Origin of the sequence: Martinezella multihospitum (assembly GCF_900094585.1) — a bacterium.
Classification (GTDB): Bacteria; Pseudomonadota; Alphaproteobacteria; order Rhizobiales; family Rhizobiaceae; genus Rhizobium; species Rhizobium multihospitium.
This window is the reverse complement of record NZ_FMAG01000005.1, coordinates 335,050-356,439: the sequence shown is the minus strand read 5'-3', so window position 1 is coordinate 356,439 and position 21,390 is coordinate 335,050. Positions and strand designations below refer to the sequence as shown.

22 protein-coding genes are annotated in these 21,390 nt (G+C 60.9%); 8 read left to right on the top strand and 14 right to left on the bottom strand.

Annotated features, from left to right (window positions below; translation table 11 throughout):
• Nucleotides 1–53: 53 nt before the first annotated feature.
• Nucleotides 54–926: an LOG family protein gene (locus GA0061103_RS22305; protein WP_092715034.1), complete on the bottom strand. Its 873-nt coding sequence runs from the start codon at nt 924–926 to the stop codon at nt 54–56.
• Between the two features lie 215 nt (nt 927–1,141).
• On the opposite strand from GA0061103_RS22305, the gene dapD reads away from it, so the two are divergent.
• From dapD to GA0061103_RS22290, 3 genes are all read left to right on the top strand, one after another.
• A complete protein-coding gene (dapD, locus tag GA0061103_RS22300; protein ID WP_092715033.1) occupies nt 1,142–1,999 on the top strand; it encodes a 2,3,4,5-tetrahydropyridine-2,6-dicarboxylate N-succinyltransferase in 858 nt (285 codons plus the stop codon).
• 159 nt (nt 2,000–2,158) lie between these two features.
• Entirely contained in the window at nt 2,159–3,352 is a 1,194-nt protein-coding gene (gene dapE / locus GA0061103_RS22295) for a succinyl-diaminopimelate desuccinylase (RefSeq protein ID WP_092715032.1), read from the top strand.
• Entirely contained in the window at nt 3,339–3,938 is a 600-nt protein-coding gene (locus tag GA0061103_RS22290) for a hypothetical protein (protein ID WP_092715031.1), read from the top strand. Before dapE ends, GA0061103_RS22290 begins: the two co-directional genes overlap by 14 nt.
• 15 nt (nt 3,939–3,953) lie before the next feature.
• Here GA0061103_RS22290 and truA read toward each other — a convergent pair whose 3' ends face one another.
• From truA to def, 5 genes are all read right to left on the bottom strand, one after another.
• Complete coding sequence (gene truA, locus GA0061103_RS22285; RefSeq protein WP_092715030.1) at nt 3,954–4,757, bottom strand: tRNA pseudouridine(38-40) synthase TruA; 804 nt, start codon at nt 4,755–4,757, stop codon at nt 3,954–3,956.
• Complete coding sequence (fmt, locus tag GA0061103_RS22280; protein ID WP_092715207.1) at nt 4,757–5,704, bottom strand: methionyl-tRNA formyltransferase; 948 nt, start codon at nt 5,702–5,704, stop codon at nt 4,757–4,759. The genes truA and fmt overlap by 1 nt, the downstream gene beginning before the upstream one ends.
• Before the next feature lie 72 nt (nt 5,705–5,776).
• Nucleotides 5,777–6,199, bottom strand: coding sequence for a type II toxin-antitoxin system VapC family toxin (locus tag GA0061103_RS22275; RefSeq protein WP_092715029.1), 423 nt, complete (start codon nt 6,197–6,199; stop codon nt 5,777–5,779).
• A complete protein-coding gene (locus GA0061103_RS22270; protein WP_141694455.1) occupies nt 6,196–6,477 on the bottom strand; it encodes a plasmid stabilization protein in 282 nt (93 codons plus the stop codon). Before GA0061103_RS22270 ends, GA0061103_RS22275 begins: the two co-directional genes overlap by 4 nt.
• Before the next feature lie 65 nt (nt 6,478–6,542).
• Complete coding sequence (def, locus tag GA0061103_RS22265; protein WP_092715027.1) at nt 6,543–7,058, bottom strand: peptide deformylase; 516 nt, start codon at nt 7,056–7,058, stop codon at nt 6,543–6,545.
• A gap of 186 nt (nt 7,059–7,244) precedes the next feature.
• Between def and GA0061103_RS22260 the strand changes: the two genes are divergently transcribed.
• From GA0061103_RS22260 to GA0061103_RS22250, 3 genes are all read left to right on the top strand, one after another.
• Complete coding sequence (locus GA0061103_RS22260) at nt 7,245–8,423, top strand: DNA recombination protein RmuC (RefSeq protein WP_092715205.1); 1,179 nt, start codon at nt 7,245–7,247, stop codon at nt 8,421–8,423.
• Between the two features lie 101 nt (nt 8,424–8,524).
• A complete protein-coding gene (locus GA0061103_RS22255) occupies nt 8,525–9,424 on the top strand; it encodes a ribokinase (protein WP_092715026.1) in 900 nt (299 codons plus the stop codon).
• Between the two features lie 193 nt (nt 9,425–9,617).
• Nucleotides 9,618–11,963, top strand: a complete 2,346-nt coding sequence (locus GA0061103_RS22250; protein WP_092715203.1) for a methyl-accepting chemotaxis protein — start codon at nt 9,618–9,620, stop codon at nt 11,961–11,963.
• Between the two features lie 69 nt (nt 11,964–12,032).
• Here GA0061103_RS22250 and GA0061103_RS22245 read toward each other — a convergent pair whose 3' ends face one another.
• Complete coding sequence (locus GA0061103_RS22245; RefSeq protein ID WP_092715025.1) at nt 12,033–12,977, bottom strand: nucleoside hydrolase; 945 nt, start codon at nt 12,975–12,977, stop codon at nt 12,033–12,035.
• Nucleotides 12,978–13,208: 231 nt separating this feature from the next.
• Between GA0061103_RS22245 and GA0061103_RS22240 the strand changes: the two genes are divergently transcribed.
• Both GA0061103_RS22240 and GA0061103_RS22235 read left to right on the top strand, forming a co-directional pair.
• Nucleotides 13,209–13,640, top strand: a complete 432-nt coding sequence (locus tag GA0061103_RS22240; RefSeq protein WP_092715024.1) for an Hsp20 family protein — start codon at nt 13,209–13,211, stop codon at nt 13,638–13,640.
• A 158-nt stretch (nt 13,641–13,798) separates the two neighbouring features.
• Complete coding sequence (locus tag GA0061103_RS22235) at nt 13,799–14,056, top strand: BQ00720 family protein (RefSeq protein WP_075855396.1); 258 nt, start codon at nt 13,799–13,801, stop codon at nt 14,054–14,056.
• A 161-nt stretch (nt 14,057–14,217) separates the two neighbouring features.
• Here GA0061103_RS22235 and trmB read toward each other — a convergent pair whose 3' ends face one another.
• From trmB to GA0061103_RS22200, 7 genes are all read right to left on the bottom strand, one after another.
• Complete coding sequence (gene trmB / locus GA0061103_RS22230; protein WP_092715023.1) at nt 14,218–14,919, bottom strand: tRNA (guanine(46)-N(7))-methyltransferase TrmB; 702 nt, start codon at nt 14,917–14,919, stop codon at nt 14,218–14,220.
• Nucleotides 14,916–16,169: a methionine adenosyltransferase gene (gene metK / locus GA0061103_RS22225; RefSeq protein WP_092715021.1), complete on the bottom strand. Its 1,254-nt coding sequence runs from the start codon at nt 16,167–16,169 to the stop codon at nt 14,916–14,918. Before metK ends, trmB begins: the two co-directional genes overlap by 4 nt.
• Nucleotides 16,170–16,356: 187 nt before the next feature.
• A complete protein-coding gene (locus tag GA0061103_RS22220; RefSeq protein ID WP_092715201.1) occupies nt 16,357–16,776 on the bottom strand; it encodes a helix-turn-helix domain-containing protein in 420 nt (139 codons plus the stop codon).
• A gap of 151 nt (nt 16,777–16,927) precedes the next feature.
• Nucleotides 16,928–18,529, bottom strand: coding sequence for an apolipoprotein N-acyltransferase (gene lnt / locus GA0061103_RS22215; protein WP_092715019.1), 1,602 nt, complete (start codon nt 18,527–18,529; stop codon nt 16,928–16,930).
• Between the two features lie 78 nt (nt 18,530–18,607).
• Nucleotides 18,608–19,780 carry a hemolysin family protein gene (locus GA0061103_RS22210; protein ID WP_092715017.1) on the bottom strand — a complete coding sequence of 391 codons (1,173 nt, stop codon included), beginning with the start codon at nt 19,778–19,780 and terminating at the stop codon, nt 18,608–18,610.
• A gap of 25 nt (nt 19,781–19,805) precedes the next feature.
• Nucleotides 19,806–20,312 (bottom strand): rRNA maturation RNase YbeY, encoded by a 507-nt coding sequence (gene ybeY, locus GA0061103_RS22205; protein ID WP_092715015.1) that lies wholly within the window; start codon nt 20,310–20,312, stop codon nt 19,806–19,808.
• An 18-nt stretch (nt 20,313–20,330) separates the two neighbouring features.
• Entirely contained in the window at nt 20,331–21,383 is a 1,053-nt protein-coding gene (locus GA0061103_RS22200; RefSeq protein WP_069611161.1) for a PhoH family protein, read from the bottom strand.
• Nucleotides 21,384–21,390: the final 7 nt, after the last annotated feature.

Genomic DNA, 21,390 nt, shown 5'->3' with positions numbered 1-21,390 from the left:
ATATCAACGATCGAAAGCCCGCCGTCGCCCAAGCGAAGGCGGGCTTTTCACTGTCAGTGGCCGTTATCGTGCTCGTAGAAATCGGTGACGATCTTCCAGGCCTCGTCGGCGGTATCGACGAAGCTGATCAGGTTGACATCATCGGGCGCGATCGTACCGAATTCGGCAAGCGCCTCGAAGTTGATGATGCTGCGCCAGAACTTTTCGCCGAAGAGAATGAGCGGCAGGCGCTCCATGCGGCCGGTCTGGATCAGCGTCAGGCATTCAAACAATTCGTCGAGCGTGCCGAAGCCGCCTGGAAACACTGCGATCGCCTTGGCGCGCACCATGAAGTGCATCTTGCGGATTGCGAAATAATGGAAATTAAAGCTGAGCTCCGGCGTCACGTAGGCGTTCGGCGCCTGCTCGTGCGGCAGCACGATGTTGAGGCCGATCGACGGCGCACCTTCTTCGGCCGCACCGCGATTGCCCGCTTCCATCACACCCGGGCCGCCGCCGGTGACGACGACATATTCGTGGTAATCGAAGCCGGCGGAATAGCGCGAGCAGAGCCTGGCGAACTTGCGCGCCTCCTCGTAATAGACCGATGCTGCCTCGAGATTGGCGCGCTGCACGTCGTTGCGGGCAGCCCAGGCATTGGTGCCGGGGGCGGGAATGCGCGCGCCGCCGAACATCACGACGGTCGACTTGATGCCGCGCTCGGTCAGCGACATTTCGGTCTTCAGCAATTCCAGCTGCAGGCGGATGGGCCGCAATTCCTCACGGCACAGGAAATCCTCATCCGCATAGGCAAGCCGGTAGGAAGGCGACATCGACTGCGGCGTGCGCGGCACCGACTCGGCTCGCTGCTTGTCTGCCGAGCTCGTCTTCAACGGGTCCCAAACCCCATCCTTGCGCCTCAGCCTGCCGTTCTTCCCCTTGCTCATCTATTCATGCCTTTCGAATCGATCATGACGGGTCTTTCCTGCCGAAGGACAGGAATGCCCAAGCTCTTGCATATGCCCCTACAACGCCTTGAATCCAAGCTCAATCGGCGCGGAAAAGACATTCCATTTTCGGCATCCATGCTATAGGACCAATCGACCGCTTCCGGACCTTTAGCCGGAAATCACGATAGGCCCTGACGTTGTAAGGAATTCCCATGAGCGCTACCGACCTCGCCTCCCTCGAAAAGTCCATCGAGGCTGCCTTCGACAATCGCGACAATGTGAACACGTCGACGCGCGGCGAAGTCCGCGATGCCGTCGAAACCGCGCTCAATCTTCTCGATAGCGGCAAGGTTCGCGTGGCCGAACGTGGCGCCGATGGGAACTGGACGGTCAACCAATGGCTCAAGAAAGCGGTTCTGCTCTCCTTCCGCCTGAACGATATGAAGATCGTCGAAGGCGGCTCCGGCGGCGCCACCTGGTGGGACAAGGTTCCCTCGAAGTTCGAAGGCTGGGGCGAGAACCGCTTCCGCGAAGCCGGCTTCCGCGCCGTACCGAACGCAGTCGTGCGTCATTCCGCCTATATCGCTCCCAACGCGATCCTGATGCCGTCCTTCGTCAATCTCGGCGCCTATGTCGGCGAAGGCACCATGGTCGACACCTGGGCGACGGTCGGCTCCTGCGCCCAGATCGGCAAGCATGTGCATCTCTCGGGTGGCGTCGGCATCGGCGGCGTACTGGAGCCGATGCAGGCCGGCCCGACCATCATCGAGGACAATTGCTTCATCGGTGCCCGCTCCGAAGTCGTCGAAGGCTGCATCGTGCGCGAAGGATCGGTGCTCGGCATGGGCGTCTTCATCGGCAAGTCCACCAAGATCGTCGATCGTGCCACCGGCGAGATCACCTATGGCGAAGTGCCGCCTTACTCGGTCGTCGTCGCCGGCGCGTTGCCGAGCGGCAATACCATGGCCAATGGCCAGCCGGCCCCCAGCCTCTATTGCGCCGTCATCGTCAAGCGCGTCGATGAAAAGACCCGCTCGAAGACCGGCATCAACGAGCTGCTGCGCGACTGATTTTAGAATTTTTTGGAAGCGCGGTTGCCATATCGCGCTTCCCTCATGCTTGCCGGGTGAGCATGCCTGTGCGATTGCTGGAATCGCGGCAAGGATTTTCGACTCATCGCCGATCCTTTGCCATCGCTTTGCCATTTCCCGCCGGATAAGTTGCCTCCGATGACTGTTACGAATCCCATCACGAATCTGCAGACCCTGATCCGCTGCGCCTCCGTCACCCCAGCCGAAGGCGGCGCGCTGACCGCGCTTGCCGACATGCTCGCGCCGCTCGGTTTCAAGGTGGAGCGCATGACTGCGAGCGAGCCGGGAACGCCCGATATCGAAAATCTCTATGCCCGGCTCGGCACGGATGGGCCGCACCTGATGTTTGCGGGGCATACGGATGTCGTTCCTGTCGGCGATGCTGCCTCTTGGAGCCACCCGCCCTTTGCCGCCGAAATCGCCGATGGCGAGCTTTTCGGCCGTGGCGCCGTCGATATGAAGGGCGGCATTGCCTGCTTCGTCGCAGCGGTTGCGCGTCATATTGAAAAGCACGGCAAGCCGGCCGGCTCGATCTCCTTCCTGATAACAGGCGACGAAGAAGGTCCGGCAATCAACGGCACGATCAAGCTGCTGCAATGGGCAGCCGAACGCGGCGAGACATGGGATGCCTCCCTCGTCGGCGAACCGACCAATCCGGACAGGCTCGGCGACATGATCAAGATCGGCCGCCGCGGCTCGATCTCCGGCACCATCACCGCCCACGGCGTCCAGGGCCACGCCGCCTATCCGCACCTCGCCGACAATCCGGTGCGTAGCATCATCAAGCTGACGGAAGCGCTGCTCGATCCGCCCTTCGACGCCGGCACGGACAATTTCCAGCCGTCGAACCTCGAGGTGACGACGATCGATGTCGGCAATGCCGCCACCAACGTCATTCCCGCCAAGGCAACCGCCACCTTCAACATCCGTTTCAACGATACGTGGACGGCCGACACGCTAAAGGCTGAAATCCTGGCCCGTCTGGATGCTGCTGCAGCCGACCAAACGCTGCGCCCCGGGCGTCCGCCGGCAAAATACGACATCGCCTGGTCGGAGCGCCCGAGCCAGGTGTTCCTGACGCGCAACAACGCGCTGATCGCCTCGCTCTCTGCCGCCATCGAGAACGTCACCGGCCAAAGGCCGGCACTTTCGACCACCGGCGGCACCTCCGATGCCCGCTATATCAAGGACTACTGCCCCGTCGTGGAGTTTGGTCTCGTCGGCCAGACCATGCACATGGTCGATGAGCGTGTGGCAATCTCGGATCTCGAAACGCTGACCGGGATCTACCAGACCTTCATCCAGCGCTGGTTCGAGAATGCCGACCTTTAGGGAAGTCCAATATTACCTGTCCGGCCTCTGGCTGCTGATCCGGATGGATGCGCGCGGATTCCAGTATCTGGACATAACGGACCGCGGCATGATGCGCTCCTTCTGGGCAATCTTCTGGTGCCTGCCGTCGATCGGCATTTCCTGGTTGTGGTGGCAGAAGGCCTATCTGACCGCCATGCCGCCGGAGACATCGACGGGTCTTGCTTTCTTTCTGCGCCTGGCCTTAGTCGAACTTGCGAACTGGTTGATCCCGCTCGTGCTTGCTGGCGTGTTGCTGCTGATTTTCCGTTTCGGCGACAAGTTCACGCCGATCGTCGTCGTCGTGAACTGGCTTGGCGTGCCGACATCCTATCTGAATGCGTTGCTCATCGCCTTGATCGCCTTCGTTCCCGGCTCCAGCGGGTTGGCGGCGTTGCTGTGGCTGGCGCTGATGATGGCGATCATCTTTTCGCTGGCGCGCATGCTCAGAATGATCTGCGGCATGCACCCGCTCTTCATCGGCACGCTGACGCTGGTGCTGCTCATTCCGACCATGCTGCTGACGGACTTCCTGCAGCGCTTCCTCGGCGTTTATCCGCCGGGCTGAACCAACAGGCGCGGATCAGGACGGATCCTCGCCGTCGTCGATATTTTCGCCCTCGCCGGGTAAACCGGCCCCGTCACGATAATCCACCTGCATGAAATAGAGCCCGTCCGGCGGAGCGACAGGGCCGCAAGCCTTGCGATCCTTAGCCTCGAGCGCCGCGCGCACGTCATCGGGCGTCCATTTGCCCTCCCCCGCCAGCTTCAGCGTGCCGGCGAAGGAGCGGATCTGATTGTGCAGGAAACTTTGCGCCGTGGCGCGGATCTCGATCAGCTCGCCGCTGCGCGTCACATCCAGCCGGTCGAGCGTACGCACCGGGCTGTTTGCCTGGCAATGCGCCGACCGGAAGGTGGTGAAATCATGCCGTCCCACAAGGGTCTGGGCCGCGGCATGCATCACCTCATGATCCATATCCTTCGGCACCCACCACGCGCGTCCGGCTTCCAAAGCCAGAGGCGCGCGGCGGGCGATGATGCGATAGAGATAATGGCGGCGGATGGCCGAGAAGCGCGCGTCGAAGCTTTGGTCGACCTCGACGATGTCGAGAATGGCGACGCGGTCGCTGGCGAGCCTCAGATGGGCATTAAGGGCGTTGCGGAGCGTATAGACCTTCCATTCCTTGGAAAGATCGGCATGCATGACCTGTCCCATGGCGTGCACGCCGGAATCGGTGCGCCCTGCGCCGCGGATCGAAACCGTTTCGCCGGTCAAGGACAGGATGGCGCCTTCGATCGCGCCCTGCACGGAAGGGCCGTTCTCCTGGCGCTGCCAGCCGACATAGGGAATGCCGTCATATTCGACGGTCATTTTATAGCGTGGCATCAGCCCTGCTCCGAGGCAAGCACGGTGCCCGGCGCGATCGGCGTGCCACGCAGGAAATCAGCTGCGGCCAAAGGCTTGCCGCCAGCCTTCTGCAGCTTCGTCAGCCTGACGGCGCCGGAGCCGCAGGCAATAACGAGATCGTCCGTCAGAACTTTTCCAGGCGCACCATCGCCCTCAGCCAGCTCCGAGCCAAGCACCTTGATGCGTTCCGGCCGGCCTGCGATCTCGGCTTCGAACCAGGCGCCGGGGAAAGGCGACAGGCCGCGAATGTGATCGTGAACATCGGCCGCCGGCTTGCCGAAATCGATGCGGGTCTCGCCCTTGTCGATCTTTGCAGCGTACAGAACACCTTCTGACGGCTGCGCGGTCAGAGAAAGTTCATCATGCTCCAGCTTGTTCATGGCCTCAGCCATGGCTTTCGCGCCGACGAGCATCAGCCTGTCATGCAGTTCGCCTGCGGTCATGGTCTCGCCGATCTCGACTTCACGTGTCAAAGCGACCGGCCCGGTATCGAGCCCCTTGTCCATCTTCATCACCATCATGCCGGTCTTGGCGTCGCCGGCCATGATCGCCCGCTGGATGGGCGCGGCACCACGCCAGCGCGGCAATAGCGAGGCATGGCCGTTGTAGCAGCCAAGACGTGTCCCGGTGAGGATCGCTTCCGGCAGCAACAGACCATAAGCGACGACGACGGCGACATCAGCATTCAGATCGCGAAAACGCTGACGCTCGTCGGGATCCTTGAAATTGACCGGCGTGAAGACCGGCAGGCCCAGCAACTCGGCTGCCTGATGCACCGGTGACTTCTGCAGGTCCAGTCCACGCCGGCCACCTGGGCGCGGCGGCTGCGTGTAAACGGCGCGAACCCTATGCCCCGCATCGATCAAGGACCGCAGCGTCGGTACGGAAAATTCGGGCGTTCCCATGAAAATGATGTTGAGCGACATGCGATCCATCCGGCTGAGATATCAAACTTGGAGTGACCCGGCATCGACGGCACGTGCCGTCGGGGTCGGGCGTTAGCCGCCTTCAAACGGGTTTATGAGCTTCAGATCAAGCCCCTCGAAGTCTTTTGTGTTGCGCGTCGCCAATGTCGCGCCATTCGCAAGACAGATGGCGGCGATCATGGCGTCCTGCACGGAAATCTGATGGCCCGAACGTTCGCGACGGGCGCGAATGCGGCCCGTTAACAGCGCACTGTCTTGATCCAGTTGCAAGATGCGCCCCATAAAGTGATGTCCCATGAGAGAGTCGAGGCCCTCGAAAAATCGTTCTGATCGATCCCTCAACAGCACCTTTTCTGCACCATAGGACAGTTCCATTAGAACGGGAGAGCAGAGATACAGGGTTTCCATCTCCTGCCGCTCAAACCATTCACCGACGTTTGGAGATAAATTCTCCTTCGTGATTTCCGACACCACATTCGTATCGAGAACAATCATTCAGAGCCACGGCGCTCCGCCTCTCTGCGGCGGGCCTCATCTGTGGCAGACATGAAGTCACGATGTTCTTCGTCGCTCAATGCAAGGCCGGCGAAGGCAGAACGCAGCTGGCCGAGCGTCGAGCCAGCCTTTGCAACATTCTCCAATCGCGTAGCATTGAGGCCCTTACGAACCTGAATCTTAATTTCTTCCGAAAGACTGTGGCCGGCGCGCTTCGCCTCGTCGCTAAGCTCTCGCTTCAAGCTTTCGGACATGTCTCTGACTAAAATATCAGCCATCCGCGCCTCCATTTGATATCAATGATATCATAGGCGTCTCAAGCCGAGCTTTCAATGGCCGGAGATCAGAGAGCCTTCGACTTGGCAGCCTTGGTGAACTTCTTGATCACCATCTCCCGCTTCAGGCGCGAGATATAGTCGATGAAGAGTACACCGTTCAGATGGTCGATCTCGTGCTGCACGCAGGTCGCAAGCAGGCCGTCGGCCTCGGTGAGCTGCTCCTTGCCGTTGCGGTCGAGATGCTTGACGGTGACGCGTGCCGGGCGCTCCACTTCGGCATAGTAATCCGGAATGGAAAGGCAGCCTTCCTCGTAGACCGAACGTTCGTCCGAGGACGCGACGACCTCCGGATTGATGAACACCAGCGGCTTCTTCTCTTCACCTTCGCGCGCGACGTCGATGACGAGCATGCGGCGGGGAACGCCGATCTGGATCGCCGCAAGGCCGATGCCCGGCGCGTCGTACATGGTTTCCAGCATGTCGTCTGCGAGACGCTGAATTTCGGTATCGATCTGCTCGATGGGCTTGGAAGCCTGGCGGAGCAGCGGGTCGGGCAAAATGATGAGTGGCTTGATCGTCATGACGTTTCCCTTAACGCATCTTGTCGTGCGATGGAATCGCCAAGATGGCGATGGAGCGGTGTTTTTTCGCCAGCAGCGATCCGAACAGCAGCGGCTGGCCTCGAAATTTTGTTCACGGTTTGATCTGGATATTCACAACAATTTTGCTATGCTTGTGTGAAGAACTTCATCAGCGCGCCAGGTTTCATGTCCTTCATCATCTTCGGCCAAGCCATTTCCACGGTCCAGGTTCTGACCGGCCTCGTCATCCTGCTTATGATCGCAGTGATCGTCCTTTTCGTCCGCGGCAGGGTGCAAGCAGAGGACGATGAGCTTGATGCCGAGCATACGATGGCGGCACTGCTGCGGTCGCAGGCTGAGATGCAGGGGCGGCTTGCCACCATGGCCGAGGTGTTCGGCTCCAGGCAGGCGGAGCTCAATCAGGCGATCGGCCAGCGCCTGGACGGCATGTCGCAACGGGTGACGGCGACGATCGGCGAGCAGACGCGCTCGACGCACGAAAACTTGCGCCGACTGCAGGAAAGGCTCGCCGTCATCGATGCCGCGCAGACCAATATCCAGACGCTGGCGAAGGATGTCGTCGGCCTGCAGGCCATTCTTTCCAACAAGCAGACGCGCGGCGCTTTCGGCCAGGCACGGATGGAGACCATCATCGCCGATGGGCTGCCGATAGGCGCCTACGCCTTCCAGCCGACACTGTCGAACGGTTCGCGGCCGGACTGTACCGTTCGCATGCCGAACGGTTCGCCGCCGCTGGTCATCGACGCGAAGTTTCCGCTGGAAGCCTGGAACGCCATTCGCGCTGCCGCCAGCCCCGAACATGGCAGGATCGCCGCGCAGCAGTTCCGCCGGGATCTGGAGCTGCATATCCGCGACATTTCGGAGAAGTATCTGATCCCCGGCGAGACGCAGGACACGGCTTTCCTCTTCGTGCCGTCCGAATCGATCTTCGCCGAGATCCACGAGAATTTCGAAGCGATCGTGCAGAAGGCCCAGCGCGCCCGCATCGTCATCGTCTCACCCTCGCTGCTGATGCTGTCGATCCAGGTCATCCAAGCTGTGCTGAAGGACCAGCGCATGCGCGAGCAGGCGCATGTCATCCAGAGCGAAGTGGCGCATCTGATGGACGACCTCTCGCGCCTCGATGAGCGGGTGCGCAAGCTGCAAGGCCATTTCGCCATGGCGCAGAAGGATATCGACATGATCGTCACCTCCGCCGACAAGCTCGCAAGGCGCGGAGAGCGCATAGAGGCACTGGAATTCGAGGCCGTGAAAGAGCCTGCCAAGGCGCGGCCGGAAGAGCGGCCCAAGCCTGTCGACAACCGCACGAGCCAGCTCAAGCTCAGGGTGGTTGACGAAGACTGATCGCTTCGGCAGTGTCGCGCCCAATCGATGCATGATCCGAAAAGACAACGGCAGCCTTCGGGCAGGATCGTGCAGGCGCAACACCCAGGGCAGGATATCGCATGATCACTATTTTCGGCTCCATCAACATGGACCTCATCGCCACCACGGATCGTTTGCCGAAGCCGGGAGAAACCGTTGCCGGCAACGGCTTCTCCACCGCTGCCGGCGGCAAGGGCGCCAATCAGGCGCTGGCCGCGCGCCGCGCCGGCGCAACGGTGCGCATGAATGGTGCTGTCGGCAATGACGGCTTTGCGGAACCCGCAGTCGATCTGCTGCAGGCAGCAGGCACCGATCTTTTCACCGTCCGGCGCGTTTCGGAACCGACCGGCACGGCTCTGATCCTCGTCGGCGGTGACGGCGAGAACATGATCGCGGTCGTTCCCGGAGCCAACGGCACGAATACGGCCGAACACGCAACGGCTGCCGTGGCGGCGCTCAACCCCGGCGATACGTTGATGCTGCAGTTCGAAATTCCGGTCGAGGCTGTCGAAACGGCGCTCAACGCCGCAAAGGCAAAGGGCGTGCGCACCGTGCTCAATCTTGCTCCTTTGATCCCGGAAGCGGCCCGCCTCGGCCGCCTTGCCGATATCGTCATCGCCAACGAGACGGAATTCGAGAGACTGGCTGGCCAGGACAATATGTCGGCCTCCGAGCGCGAGGCTGCCCTCGTCCGCCTGCACGGCGAAACCGGTCAGACCCTGATCGTCACGCTTGGCGGCGACGGCGTCATCGCCATTCGTGACGGCGAGGTTTCACGCGCCAAGGGCCTCGTGATCGAGCCAGTCGATACGGTCGGCGCCGGCGACACCTTCTGCGGCTATTTTGCCGCCAGCCTCGATCAGGGCCTGGATTTCCACGCCAGCCTGCGCCGCGCCGCCGTCGCCGGCTCGCTTGCTTGCCTGAAGCCGGGCGCGCAGCCGTCGATTCCGGTTGCCAGCGAAGTCACCGATAAGCTTTAACGCTAAAATTTCATAAGCATTGCGAAGCGCAATTAATTAAATTTTTGCGCTTCCACATCATTCTCCTCTGGCCTGGCGCATATGGCCTTCCGGCTGCGGCAGGAATTTAACGGCGGCTCCATGACAGGGCCATCCTGCGCCGACCTTGCATCTGGATAATGTGTATCCGACGCATCGCTTTTTCGAGGAAATGATGTTCATCTTTCGTATGAAGTCGCTTGCGGCCAAGCTGATCTTGGTCACTGGGCTGGCGATTGCACTCGTCTTGCTGGTTTCCAACTATTTGCTGATTTCCCAGACCCGTGATCGCGTCGAGACCTTGACAATGGACCAGGCCAATACCGAGGCCAAATCCATTTCCAACGAAATCGCTGCCAATGTCGGCGAAATGGCGAGCGCCGCCCGCTCCATGGCCGCCATCATCGGCCGCGGCCACGAAGGTCATACCTTCGACCGCAAGGGCATCATCAACATCCTCAAAGCAAACGTCGAACAGAATGCCTTTGCCTTCGGCAGCTGGTTCTGCGAGCAGCTCGGCGCATTCGACGGCAAGACGACGGAGCTTGCCAATAACAAGGATCAGGGCGTCAACGACAAGGGTGCCTTCACGCCCTATTGGTCAAAGACCAAGGACGGCGGCATCCAGTTTTCCACCTTCGACAATGATTACACCGCAGCCTGGTGGAAGCTTGCCGCCGACAGCGGCAAGGGCGCGATCACGCCGCCCTACCTTGCACAGGGCACCGACGTTCCGACGACCATGAGTTCGATTGCCTATCCCGTCATGTCGGGCGGCAAGCTGATCGGCATTGCGGGCGTCGATATCTCGCTCGCCTCGCTTTCCACCAAGCTGCAGAAGCTGCAGCCATTCGGCACCGGCCGCGTGCTGCTGGTTTCCCAGGACAACAAGTGGCTGGTCGCACCAAGCGCGAACCTGCTGATGAAGGACTATAATGGTTCGGGCGCCGATGCCATCAAGGCGGCGCTGACCTCCTCGTCCACGAGCATCCTCAAGAACCTCTCCGAAGACGGTGGCGAAGAGTTCGACCGTGTCGTCTATCCGTTCGCCGTCCCCGGCCTCAATGCCACCTGGGTCGTTCTGATCGACGTTCCGCACAGCGCGATCGCAGCGCCTGTACGCGATCAGACCTATACGATGATCGTTGCCGGACTTTTGGTACTCGCCGCCGTCATGTTCGCTCTTTACGCCGCCGTGCGCAGCTTCGTGCAGAAGCCGCTCGCCGGTCTTGTCACAAGCGTCAATCGCCTGAGTGCGGGCAATTATGCCGAACCGGTCGCCGGGCAGGCAGGTGCCGATGAAGTGGGTTCGGTCGCCAAGGCACTGGAAGGTTTCCGCTTCGCGCTCGCCGATACCAAGCGCCTCGAGGGCGAAGCCTATGACCAGCGTCAGGCCGCCGAGGGCGAACGCCGCCGCTCCGAGACCGAACGTAACGAGAGCGTTTCCCTGCAGCGCCATATCGTCGGCATTCTCGGCCATAACCTTGCCGAGTTGTCGAAGGGCAATCTCAGCCAGCGGATCACAGACGATTTCCCTGGCGAGTACGCCCAGCTCAAACAGGACTTCAATGCTGCGCTGGCAAGCCTCGAAGAGACGGTCCACACCGTCAATGTCAGCGTCGGCAATATCGGCAGCGGCACCGGCGAAATCAGCAACAGCGCCTCGGACCTCGCCCGCCGTACCGAGCAGCAGGCAGCCAGCCTCGAAGAGACGGCCGCAGCACTTAACGAGCTCACCGCGCAGGTTAATTCCAGCGCCGAGAATGCCCGCACGGCAGCAAGCAGCGTAAACGCAGCGTCTCAGGATGCCGAGCATTCCGGTGAGATCGTGCAAAAGGCTATAGCCTCCATGCATGGCATCGAGCAATCCTCGCAGGAGGTGTCGCGCATCATCGGCGTCATCGACGAGATCGCCTTCCAGACCAATCTTCTGGCGCTCAACGCCGGCGTCGAGGCCGCCCGTGCCGGCGAAGCCGGCAAGGGCTTTGCCGTTGTCGCGCAGGAAGTGCGCGAGCTGGCCCAACGCTCGGCCAACGCCGCCAAGGAGATCAAGACCCTGATCAATGCCTCGGCCGGACAGGTCAAGGAAGGCGTCGATCTGGTCGGCCGCACGGGCGATGCCCTGCACAAGATCGCCCAGCAGGTGATGGAGATCAACGGCCTGATCCGCCAGATCTCCGCCTCCGCGAGCGAGCAGGCTATCGGCCTGAAGGAAATCAACTCGGCCATGAACCAGATGGATCAGGTAACCCAGCAGAATGCTGCGATGGTCGAGGAGACCACGGCCTCCAGCGTGGCGCTTGCCGAGGAAGCCCAGTCGCTGCGGACGCTCGTTGCACGCTTCCGCACCGCGCGTGCCGCCCAGGAGAATGCCAGCGCATTGCGGGCGACCGCCCAGCAGATGCGGGCTCCGGCAGCCTCGCGTCGCGCGCCTGCGCCCGTAGCTGCACCGGCACGCAAGTCAGTTCCGCAGACCCAGGGCGCCAATGCGCTCGCCCAGGACGACTGGGAAGAATTCTGAGCCGACCTTGGCTCGATGAAATACAAAAGGCCGCCGGAGCGATCCGGCGGCCTTTCTCATGGAGTCTAGTCAGATGCGGGCGAAGCGTTCCGTCAGCAGCGCGAAGAAGCCATCGGCATCGACGTCGCGCATAACCTTGGCGTTGCGCTTGCGGTCGGTGACGTGCCACCAGTCGACGACGGTCATGCCGACCGTCAGTTCTGACGTCACCTCGATCTCGACATTGCATTCGCGGCCCTTGAAGAGCTCTGGCTTCAGAAGATAGGCGATAACAGTCGGATCGTGCAGCGGGCCGCCGTCCGAACCGTATTTCTCGATATCGAAACGCTCGAAGAACTGCAGCATTTCGACCATGGCTTTGGCCGGCGGCGTGCCGACGGCGGCGATGCGCTCGACGCGATCCTTGCGCGTCAGCAGCTTGTGGGTGACGTCGAGCGGCATCATGACGATGGGAACGCCCGAACGGAACACGACGTCCGCCGCCTCCGGGTCGACATAGATGTTGAACTCGGCCGCCGGTGTGATGTTGCCGCCCTCGAAGAAGCCGCCGCCCATCATGACGAGTTCGCGTACGCGTCCAACGATGTCAGGCGCCTTCTGGAAGGCCATTGCGATGTTGGTCAGCGGGCCGAGCGTGCAGAGCGTGACAGCGCCTTCCGGCTCCTTGCGCAGCGTATCGATGATGAAATCGACGGCATGGCCCGGCTGGAGTTCCATGGTCGGTTCGGACAGGTCCGGACCGTCGAGGCCGGTCTTGCCATGCACATGCTCCGCCGTCACCAGCTTGCGCTTCAGCGGCGCATCGGCGCCGGCAAACACCTTGACGTCGCGGCGATCGCAGAGTTCGCAGACGATGCGGGCATTGCGGCTCGTCAGGCTCAGCGGCACGTTGCCGGCAACCGCCGTGATACCGAGCACCTCGATCTCCTCGCGGCTGCCGAAGGCAAGAAAGATCGCCGCGGCGTCGTCCTGACCAGGGTCGGTATCGATGATGATTTTTCTAGGTTCGGTCATATCTGTAACTTTCCTCCGGTGCAGATCGACAGGCTTTGTCGCGGGTCCGGTCCGGCTTTGTCAAGCGCTCGCTCGCCATGTCGCAAAACGATTCTTCACCATGGATTTCGATCTCGCAAATGCGAAGACGCCATGGCTTGCACTCACAGGCGCGTACTCCCATATTAGGGACAACCGGGTGCTGAAGATCAGGTCCGGAACGGTCGCTTGACACCCAAGGACTTTGAGACGATGAGCCGGACGACTCCCTTTGCCAGCCCGCTGCTTCTGGGCTTCGATACTATGGAAAAGACGCTTGAGCGGATTTCCAAGGCCAGCGACGGTTACCCTCCCTACAATATCGAACGGATGCGTGCGGACCGCCTTTCCGGCGAGCCGGAACGTCTGCGTATCACGCTGGCTGTCGCCGGCTTTTCCGAAGACGAACTCGATGTCACCACCGAGGAAAACCAGCTGCTGATCCGCGGCCGCCAGATCGAACAGGGCGAGCGTGACTATCTCTACCGCGGCATTGCCGCCCGGCAATTCCAGCGCGTTTTCGTTCTTGCAGACGGCATGCAGGTGCTCGGCGCCGCGCTGAAGAACGGCCTGCTCTCCGTCGATCTCATTCGGCCGGAACCCGACCGCATAGTAAAGAAAATTAACATTTCGGTCTCACAGTAGGACAACGGCCTAGAGCCGGATGATTTCAGGCCGAATCGATCTGAAGTCTGAATCGGCTCTAGAATCAAAGAACTAGAGCACGATGTCGCCCGAAAGACACTCACACTTTTCGGCATCATGCTCCGGAGCCGTTGGTCCCTCATACTGGAGGTACGAGCATGTTGTTGAAAGAAGCTACCGCCCGCCTGACCGCATCCGAACTTGCCAATATCGGCACCGGTGAGGTCGCCTACATCAGAAAAATGGATTGGTCCGAAGTATCCCGCTGCTTCCCGGAAGCGCCGGATATTGACCCGGATGTCGATCTCTGGGCGCTTTTCGGCGCCGACGGCACCCCGATCCTTTTGACGGACAATCGCTCCAGCACATTCTATCGTGCTGCCGAAGACGAATTGAAGACGGTCAGCCTGCACTGACCACGAGCGCCGCCCGACGGTGAACGTCACCGTCCGCAAGGACCGCATCGAACCGGCCCCACCTGGCAACGCGCGCGCATGATCCAGACCGCCTCAAGCGGCGGTCGTCACGGGATGATGCGACTATCTCAATCTGAAATTCTCGCCCGTAGTCGGAGCGATCAGACCCTCTTGAAGGTCAGATAGGCCGACGAGCGCCCTTCGCGCCTGGCCTTGGCCTCGTAGCGCGTGCTCGGCCAGCCCTCATAGGGCGTCAGCCAGTCGGCGGCATTCCGCGCGGTCCATTCGAAGCCGCCATGCGCCTGGCAATGCTGCAGCGTCCAATTGATATAGGTGTCGATGTCGGAGGCGAAACAGAAGAGCGCGCCGGGCTTCAGGACGCGATGGAAGCGAGCAAGATTCACCTGCGAAACGAAGCGGCGCTTCCAGTGCTTCTTCTTCGGCCAGGGATCGGGATAGAGCAAGTCGATCTGATCCAGGCAGCCATCCGGCAGCCAATCCAGCACCTGCGTCGCATCATCATTGTAGACGCGGATATTATGCGCACCAGCGTCGTCGACGCTGGCAAGCAGCTTCTGCATCGAATTGACGAAGGGTTCTACGCCGATGAAGCCGGTCTTCGGCTGCTCCAGCGCCCGGTGGATCAGATGCTCTCCACCGCCGAAACCGATCTCAAGGCGCAGACGCTCTGTCGGCACCGGGAAGAGATCGTTCAGCGGCTGCGGCGCCGGGGCGGAGAGGTCGATGATGAACCGCGGCAGCAATGCTTCCAGCTTTTCAGCCTGCTGGCCGCGCAAGGCTTTGCCCTTGCGCCGGCCGAAGAATGCTTCCGTCGCCCGCGACCGGCGCTCGGTATCGATCATGCGGCTTCCCGGAGCTTCACGGCTTCCTTGAGGGCCTTCACCAGGTCAGTACGCTCCCAGGAGAAGGAGCCGTCACGGCCGGCCTTGCGGCCGAAGTGACCGTAAGCCGAGGTCTTGGCGTAGATCGGCTTGTTGAGGTCGAGGTGGCGGCGGATGCCGGTCGGCGAGAGGTCCATGTTCTTGCGGATGGCCGCTTCGACCTGGTCCTCGGTGACGCCCTTGCCCGTGCCGTGCAGGTCGACATAGATCGACAGCGGCTGGGCAACGCCGATGGCGTAGGAGAGCTGGATCGTGCAGCGATCGGAAAGACCGGCGGCAACGACATTCTTCGCCAGATAGCGGGCAGCGTAGGCCGCGGAACGGTCGACCTTGGTCGTATCCTTGCCGGAGAATGCGCCGCCGCCATGCGGGGCTGCGCCGCCATAGGTGTCGACGATGATCTTGCGGCCGGTGAGACCGGCGTCGCCGTCCGGGCCGCCGATGACGAATTTGCCCGTCGGATTGATGTACCACTTGCAATCGGAAGCGATCTTCAGGTCGCCGAGCGCTTCGACGATATAGGGCTCGACAACGGCGCGAACCTTCTTCGAATCCCAGTTCTCGTCGAGATGTTGTGTCGAGAGCACGATCGAGGTCACTTCGGACGGCTTGCCATCGACGTAACGGACCGTCACCTGGCTCTTGGCGTCAGGGCCGAGCTTGGCGACTTCACCATCGCCCTTCTTGCGGGCGGCAGCGAGCAGCTGCAAGATCTTGTGCGAATAGTAGATCGGCGCCGGCATGAGGTCAGGCGTTTCCTTGCAGGCATAGCCGAACATGATGCCCTGGTCGCCGGCACCTTCGTCACCCTGCTGGTCGGCGGCATTATCGACACCCTGGGCGATATCTGCGGACTGCGAGTGCAGGAGAACGTCGATGCGGGCCTTCTTCCAGTGGAAGCCGTCCTGCTCGTAGCCGATGTCCTTGATGGCGCGACGTGCGGCAGCCTTGAACTTCGAAGGATTGATGACGTCGTTGCCGTCCTTGTCCTTCTTCATCAGGCTCGGCGGCAGACGCACTTCACCGGCGATGACGACGCGGTTGGTGGTGGCAAGGGTCTCGCATGCAATGCGCACGGTCCAGGGGTTTACGCCGGTCTTTGCAGCCTCGCGGTAAACCAGATCGACAATTTCATCGGAAATGCGGTCACAAACTTTATCCGGGTGACCTTCGGCAACAGACTCACTCGTAAACAGATAATTCGCGCGCATGCGGGATTCCCCTCAAAGAACAAATCTCTGCTTTTGATATTCGTCTCCGCCTCGAAAAACAAGCCGCACAAGGACATAAATATATCTTTATATCCCCGCTCAAGTGATAAAATTTTGCCGTAAATAGCGAAAAGGCGGCCAAAATGACCGCCTCTCGACTTTGTCGGTTTAACCCCGCTTCGAAGGGTTACTCGGCATCCGCCTCGGCGGCGAGCGCCTTGACCAGCTCGACAACCTTGCGTCGGACCTTGCCATCGGAAATTTTCACGAAGGCGCGGTTGAGCTGCAATCCTTCGGAAGACGACAGAAAGTCGACGACGTAGTTGGAGCTGGATGCCTCGGCCATGCCGCCCGCGCCGGTCGAGTGCTCGCCCGGTGCATCCTCGAAAAAGAAGGAAACCGGGACATTGAGGATGCTGGAGATATTCTGGAGGCGGCTGGCGCCAACGCGGTTGGTGCCTTTTTCGTATTTCTGGATTTGCTGAAACGTAATTCCGAGGCTTTCGCCGAGCTTCTCCTGGCTCATGCCAAGCATCGTGCGGCGGAGGCGTATGCGGCTACCGACATGAATGTCGATGGGGTTCGGCTTCTTTTTATTCTCAATCATCATTTTACCCTAACATAGGTTGAATTCAGGACCTGCCACCCGGTACCCTTCACCACCCCTATAACGCCACGTTGCAGCCGACGCCCCCAAGGCCTCCAGTCTACGTTCGAAAGGCGGACATCTAGCACTATGCAATTTTAGGGTTTTTTGGTCAATTCACCCTGAAAATAAAACCCATGCGCGAAATCACGGCAATCATGCCGACTGCTCCGATGATCAACCAAAAGTATGTTTTTCTGGCTTTATCGTCGATGCGCGATACGGTTGCGCCACCTAAAGTGGTATCTATGAAGCCTTGTTGGTTATAATCGATGCCGGAAAGCATACGTCCGTGTGCATCAACAAATGCTGAAATGCCGGTATTGGCGCTTCGAATCAGCGGCAGTCCCTGCTCCACCGCCCTCACCCTTGCCTGCTGGAAATGCTGGTATGGGCCAGGCGTATCGCCAAACCAGCCGTCGTTGGTGACGTTGAGGATAGCATCGGCCTGCCGGATCGCCGACGTCATCTCATTCGGGAAGATGATCTCGTAGCAGATCAGCGGATAGAATTTGACGCCGTCGGGCATGGTCAGCAATTGCCGCTTTGTCGCCGCGGAGAAGCCGCCCGGCAGTTCCACCACATTCTCGATGCCGAGATAGCTCAGAATGTGCTCGAAGGGTACATATTCGCCGAAGGGGACGAGATGGGTCTTGTCGGACGCACCGATGATCTGGCCGCGGCCGTCGATGACATAGATCGAGTTGTAATAGCGAGGTTCGAGACCCGGCCCCATGTCTTCAACGCGAACGGCGCCGGTGATCAGGATCTGATCGTCTTCGAGCTGATCCGCAATACGGGCGAGCGCATCGCGATTGTCGGTCAGAATGAAGGGCACGGCCGTTTCCGGCCAGACGATGATGTCGGGCCGCTTGCCGCCATTGGCGGGTGGCTGGACGGAGAGCGCCAAATGCTTGTCGAAGATGGCGGTGCGATCGGCGGCCGTATCCATCTTGGTTTCCTGGTCGATGGACGGCTGGACGATGCGCACGACCGGCGCGGTCTTGGCATCGGTGAGCGGAGCTTCCGGCTGGCCGAGCGCGTAATAGCCATAGCCGAAATGGGCGGCGGCGATGAGGACGGCAAGGCCGATCCCCGGCACCCGCCCCTGGCGCGTGCCGAGCAGCGCAGGTGCGGCGAAGACAAAGACGGCAAGCGCGGTCACCCCGAGCACGCCGACGACGTGCGCCGACTGCATCATCAGCGGAATGGGCATGGCGCCATAGCCGATGGCATTCCAGGGAAAGCCGGTGAAGAGAAAGCTGCGCAGCCATTCCAGCATACCGAAGCTGAAGGCAAGCGCGGCGATGCGCCCCATGCCGTCGGACCAGAGGATGCGGGCAAGCACGGTCGCAACGCCGTAGAAAACAGCCAGAAAGGCCGGCAGGCCGAGGATTGCCAGCGGCAGCGCCCAGGCGAACTCATCGGCATCGATGAGCAAGGCATGACCAAGCCACCAGAGGCCGGCAACGAAATAACCGAAGCCGAACAGCCAGCCGGTGAAAAAGGCCGGCCACAGCCGCCCGAGCAGGCCGCTATCCGGGCTGGCAGCAACGCCATCCAGCAGCCAGACGAGCAGCGTGAACGAGACAAACATCGCCGCGAAGAAGCCGAAGGGAGGCAGCGCCAGCACGCCGATGGCACCGGCTAAAATCGTAAGCAACGCACGTTTGAAACCCCAGACGAGGATCACCCTGCCCGAAAGCCATTCCATGCGCCAGCTCCGTCCAATCGCGAATCAACTGGGCGCAGTCTTTCAAAAATGCAGCGATTTGTCCCGCTGGAGCGCCTATTAATGGCTGGTCGCGTTACGTTCTGCCGAGGTTTCTTCGGCAATCGCTTCCGGCGCCGGCAAATCACGCTCCGGCGCACCCGCCTCACCTTCCAGCTTGACGGTCGGCCGGCGACGGGCGGCATGACGCTTGCGCGTGATGCGCACCCGCTTGATGCGGCGCGGATCGGCGTCGAGAATATGGAATTCGAAGCCTGGAAGCGCCTGCACGACCTCGCCACGCACCGGAATGCGGCCGAGAGCGGAGAAGATCAGACCGCCAAGCGTATCCACTTCGTCCACCTGCTCGGCAATGTCGAAATCCGGACCGATCGCGGCTGCGATCTCCTCGAGCTCGACGCGAGCGTCGGCCACGAAGACGTCTTCGGAGACGCGCTTGAACATCACTTCTTCGTCATCGTGCTCATCGTCGATGTCGCCGACGACCATTTCGACGATGTCCTCATGCGACGCCAGGCCGTCCGTGCCACCGTATTCATCGATAACCAAGGCCATCTGCGTGCGGTTGACCTGCATGCGGCGCAGGAGATCGGAGGCAAGCATCGAAGGCGGCACGAACAGGATCTTGCGGATGATGCCGGCCTCGACCAGCGTCTTCTGCAGGTCGACGCGCGACAGATCGAAATTCGGCTTGGCCGAGCGCGCCGGCTTTTCGGCCGCAGGTACTGCCGTTGCAGCGGCCGCCGTCTTGGCCGTGCCGGCGCGGCGCTTGTTGCGGGCCTGTTTGGCGACGTAGGAGAGCAGGTCGCGGATATGCACCATGCCGCGCGGATCATCCAGCGTGTCGGCATAGACGGGCATACGCGAACGGCCGCTTTCCTCGAAGAGGATCATCAGTTCGCCGATGGTGATGTTCTGGTCGACGGCCTCGATGTCGGCGCGCGGCACCATGACATCCTCGACGCGCACCTCGCGGAAGCGCAGGATGTTGTGCAGCATCGCCCGCTCATCCGCGGAGAAGGTATCGTCGCCGGCCGCGTTGGTCATCAACGCATCGGCAAGATCCTCGCGCAACCGGGCGGAATCCTGTGCCGGGCGCAGAATGCGTGCAGCACGTGCCCAGAATGAAGATTGGGATCGCTTGCCGTTGCTACTACTGCCTACCTCGTCGGAGGAGGCTGCATCGGCGCCGTCTTTGGCCTCGGGGGCCGATCTTGTCGTAAAGTCGCTCATTGTTCCTGGTCAGACAGGGTTCAAATCAAATGGGGTCTTGTCCCGCATAGGGATCAGATAGGCCAAGACCAGCCAAAATGCGAGTCTCCAGCCCCTCCATTCTTTCGGCTTCGCTATTATTCATATGGTCGTAGCCGAAGAGATGCAAGAAACCATGCACCATCAAATGCGTCAGATGGTCGTCAAAACTCTTTTCGAGATCGACGGCTTCGCGCTCCACGGTTTCCCTGGCGATGATGATATCGCCAAGCATCGGGCCGGGCTTGCCGCCGGGCTCAAGTGGAAAGGCGGGGAAGGAAAGTACGTTCGTCGCCTTGTCCTGCGAGCGCCATTCCGCATTGATCTCACGGATCGAGGCGTCGTCGGTGAAGACCAGCGACAATTCGGTCGCCATTTTTGGAAATGGCTGCTTTTCGTGTTTCTTGAGATAATCGGCAGCTTCACCCAGCACCCGCTCGGCAAGCGACTGCAATATCTCTTCGGAGGGCCAATCGCCCTCCTCCACGCTTATCTGTATATCGAGTTCGGCCATGAGTTTTCGCACCGCAGATCAGATCTGCGGATCGCTTTCCTCTGCCTTTGCGGCATAGGTGGAATCGTAGGCCCGGACGATGCGCGCCACCAGCGGATGACGGACGACGTCCGTATCCTTGAAGCGGACGATGGTGATGCCTTCGACACCGTCCAATAGCTGCAGCGCTTCCACGAGGCCGGATTTGACACCGCGCGGCAAATCGATCTGGCTTGGGTCGCCGGTTACGATCATCCGCGAGTTTTCGCCGAGACGCGTCAGGAACATCTTCATCTGCATCGACGTCGTGTTCTGCGCCTCATCGAGGATGACGGCGGCATTGGAGAGTGTGCGGCCACGCATGAAGGCGAGCGGCGCAATTTCGATGACGCCTGCGGTGATGGCACGTTCGACCTTGTCGCCCGGCATCATGTCGTAAAGCGCGTCATAGAGCGGGCGAAGATAAGGATCGACCTTTTCCTTCATGTCGCCGGGCAGGAAGCCGAGGCGCTCGCCGGCTTCGACGGCCGGGCGCGACAGGATGATCTTTTCCACCGCACCGCGCTCCAGGAGCTGGGCGGCGTGCGCGACGGCGAGATAGGTCTTGCCGGTACCGGCAGGACCTACGCCGAGAACGAGCTCGGAGCGCTCCAGCGCCCGCATATAGGCATCCTGGGTCGGCGTGCGCGCGATGATCGTCTTCTTGCGCGTCGAAATCTGCGCCATCGTCAACTTGGCTTTTCTCTCCATGGTCGGCAGCGTCAATTGGTCGTCGGCGGCAACCGCCATGCGGATTGCCCCTTCCACGTCGGAACGCTCCACATTGCCGCCTTTTTGCAGCTTGTCATAGAGGTAATCGAGCGTGCGGCGCGCCTGATTGGTGGCGAGCACGTCGCCGGTGATGACGACGGAGTTGCCGCGGGCGCGAGCATCGATGCCGAGGCGCTCCTCAAGCAGCTTCAAATTCTGGTCGAATTGTCCGAAAAGCTCGCTGGCGAACCGATTATTCTCGAACGTCAGGGTGAAGTGATTGGCGTCGCTCGCGGTGCGGGGCTGGCGCGATGAAGAAGAAACCAATTCCTGTCCGTTCAAGCGGTGC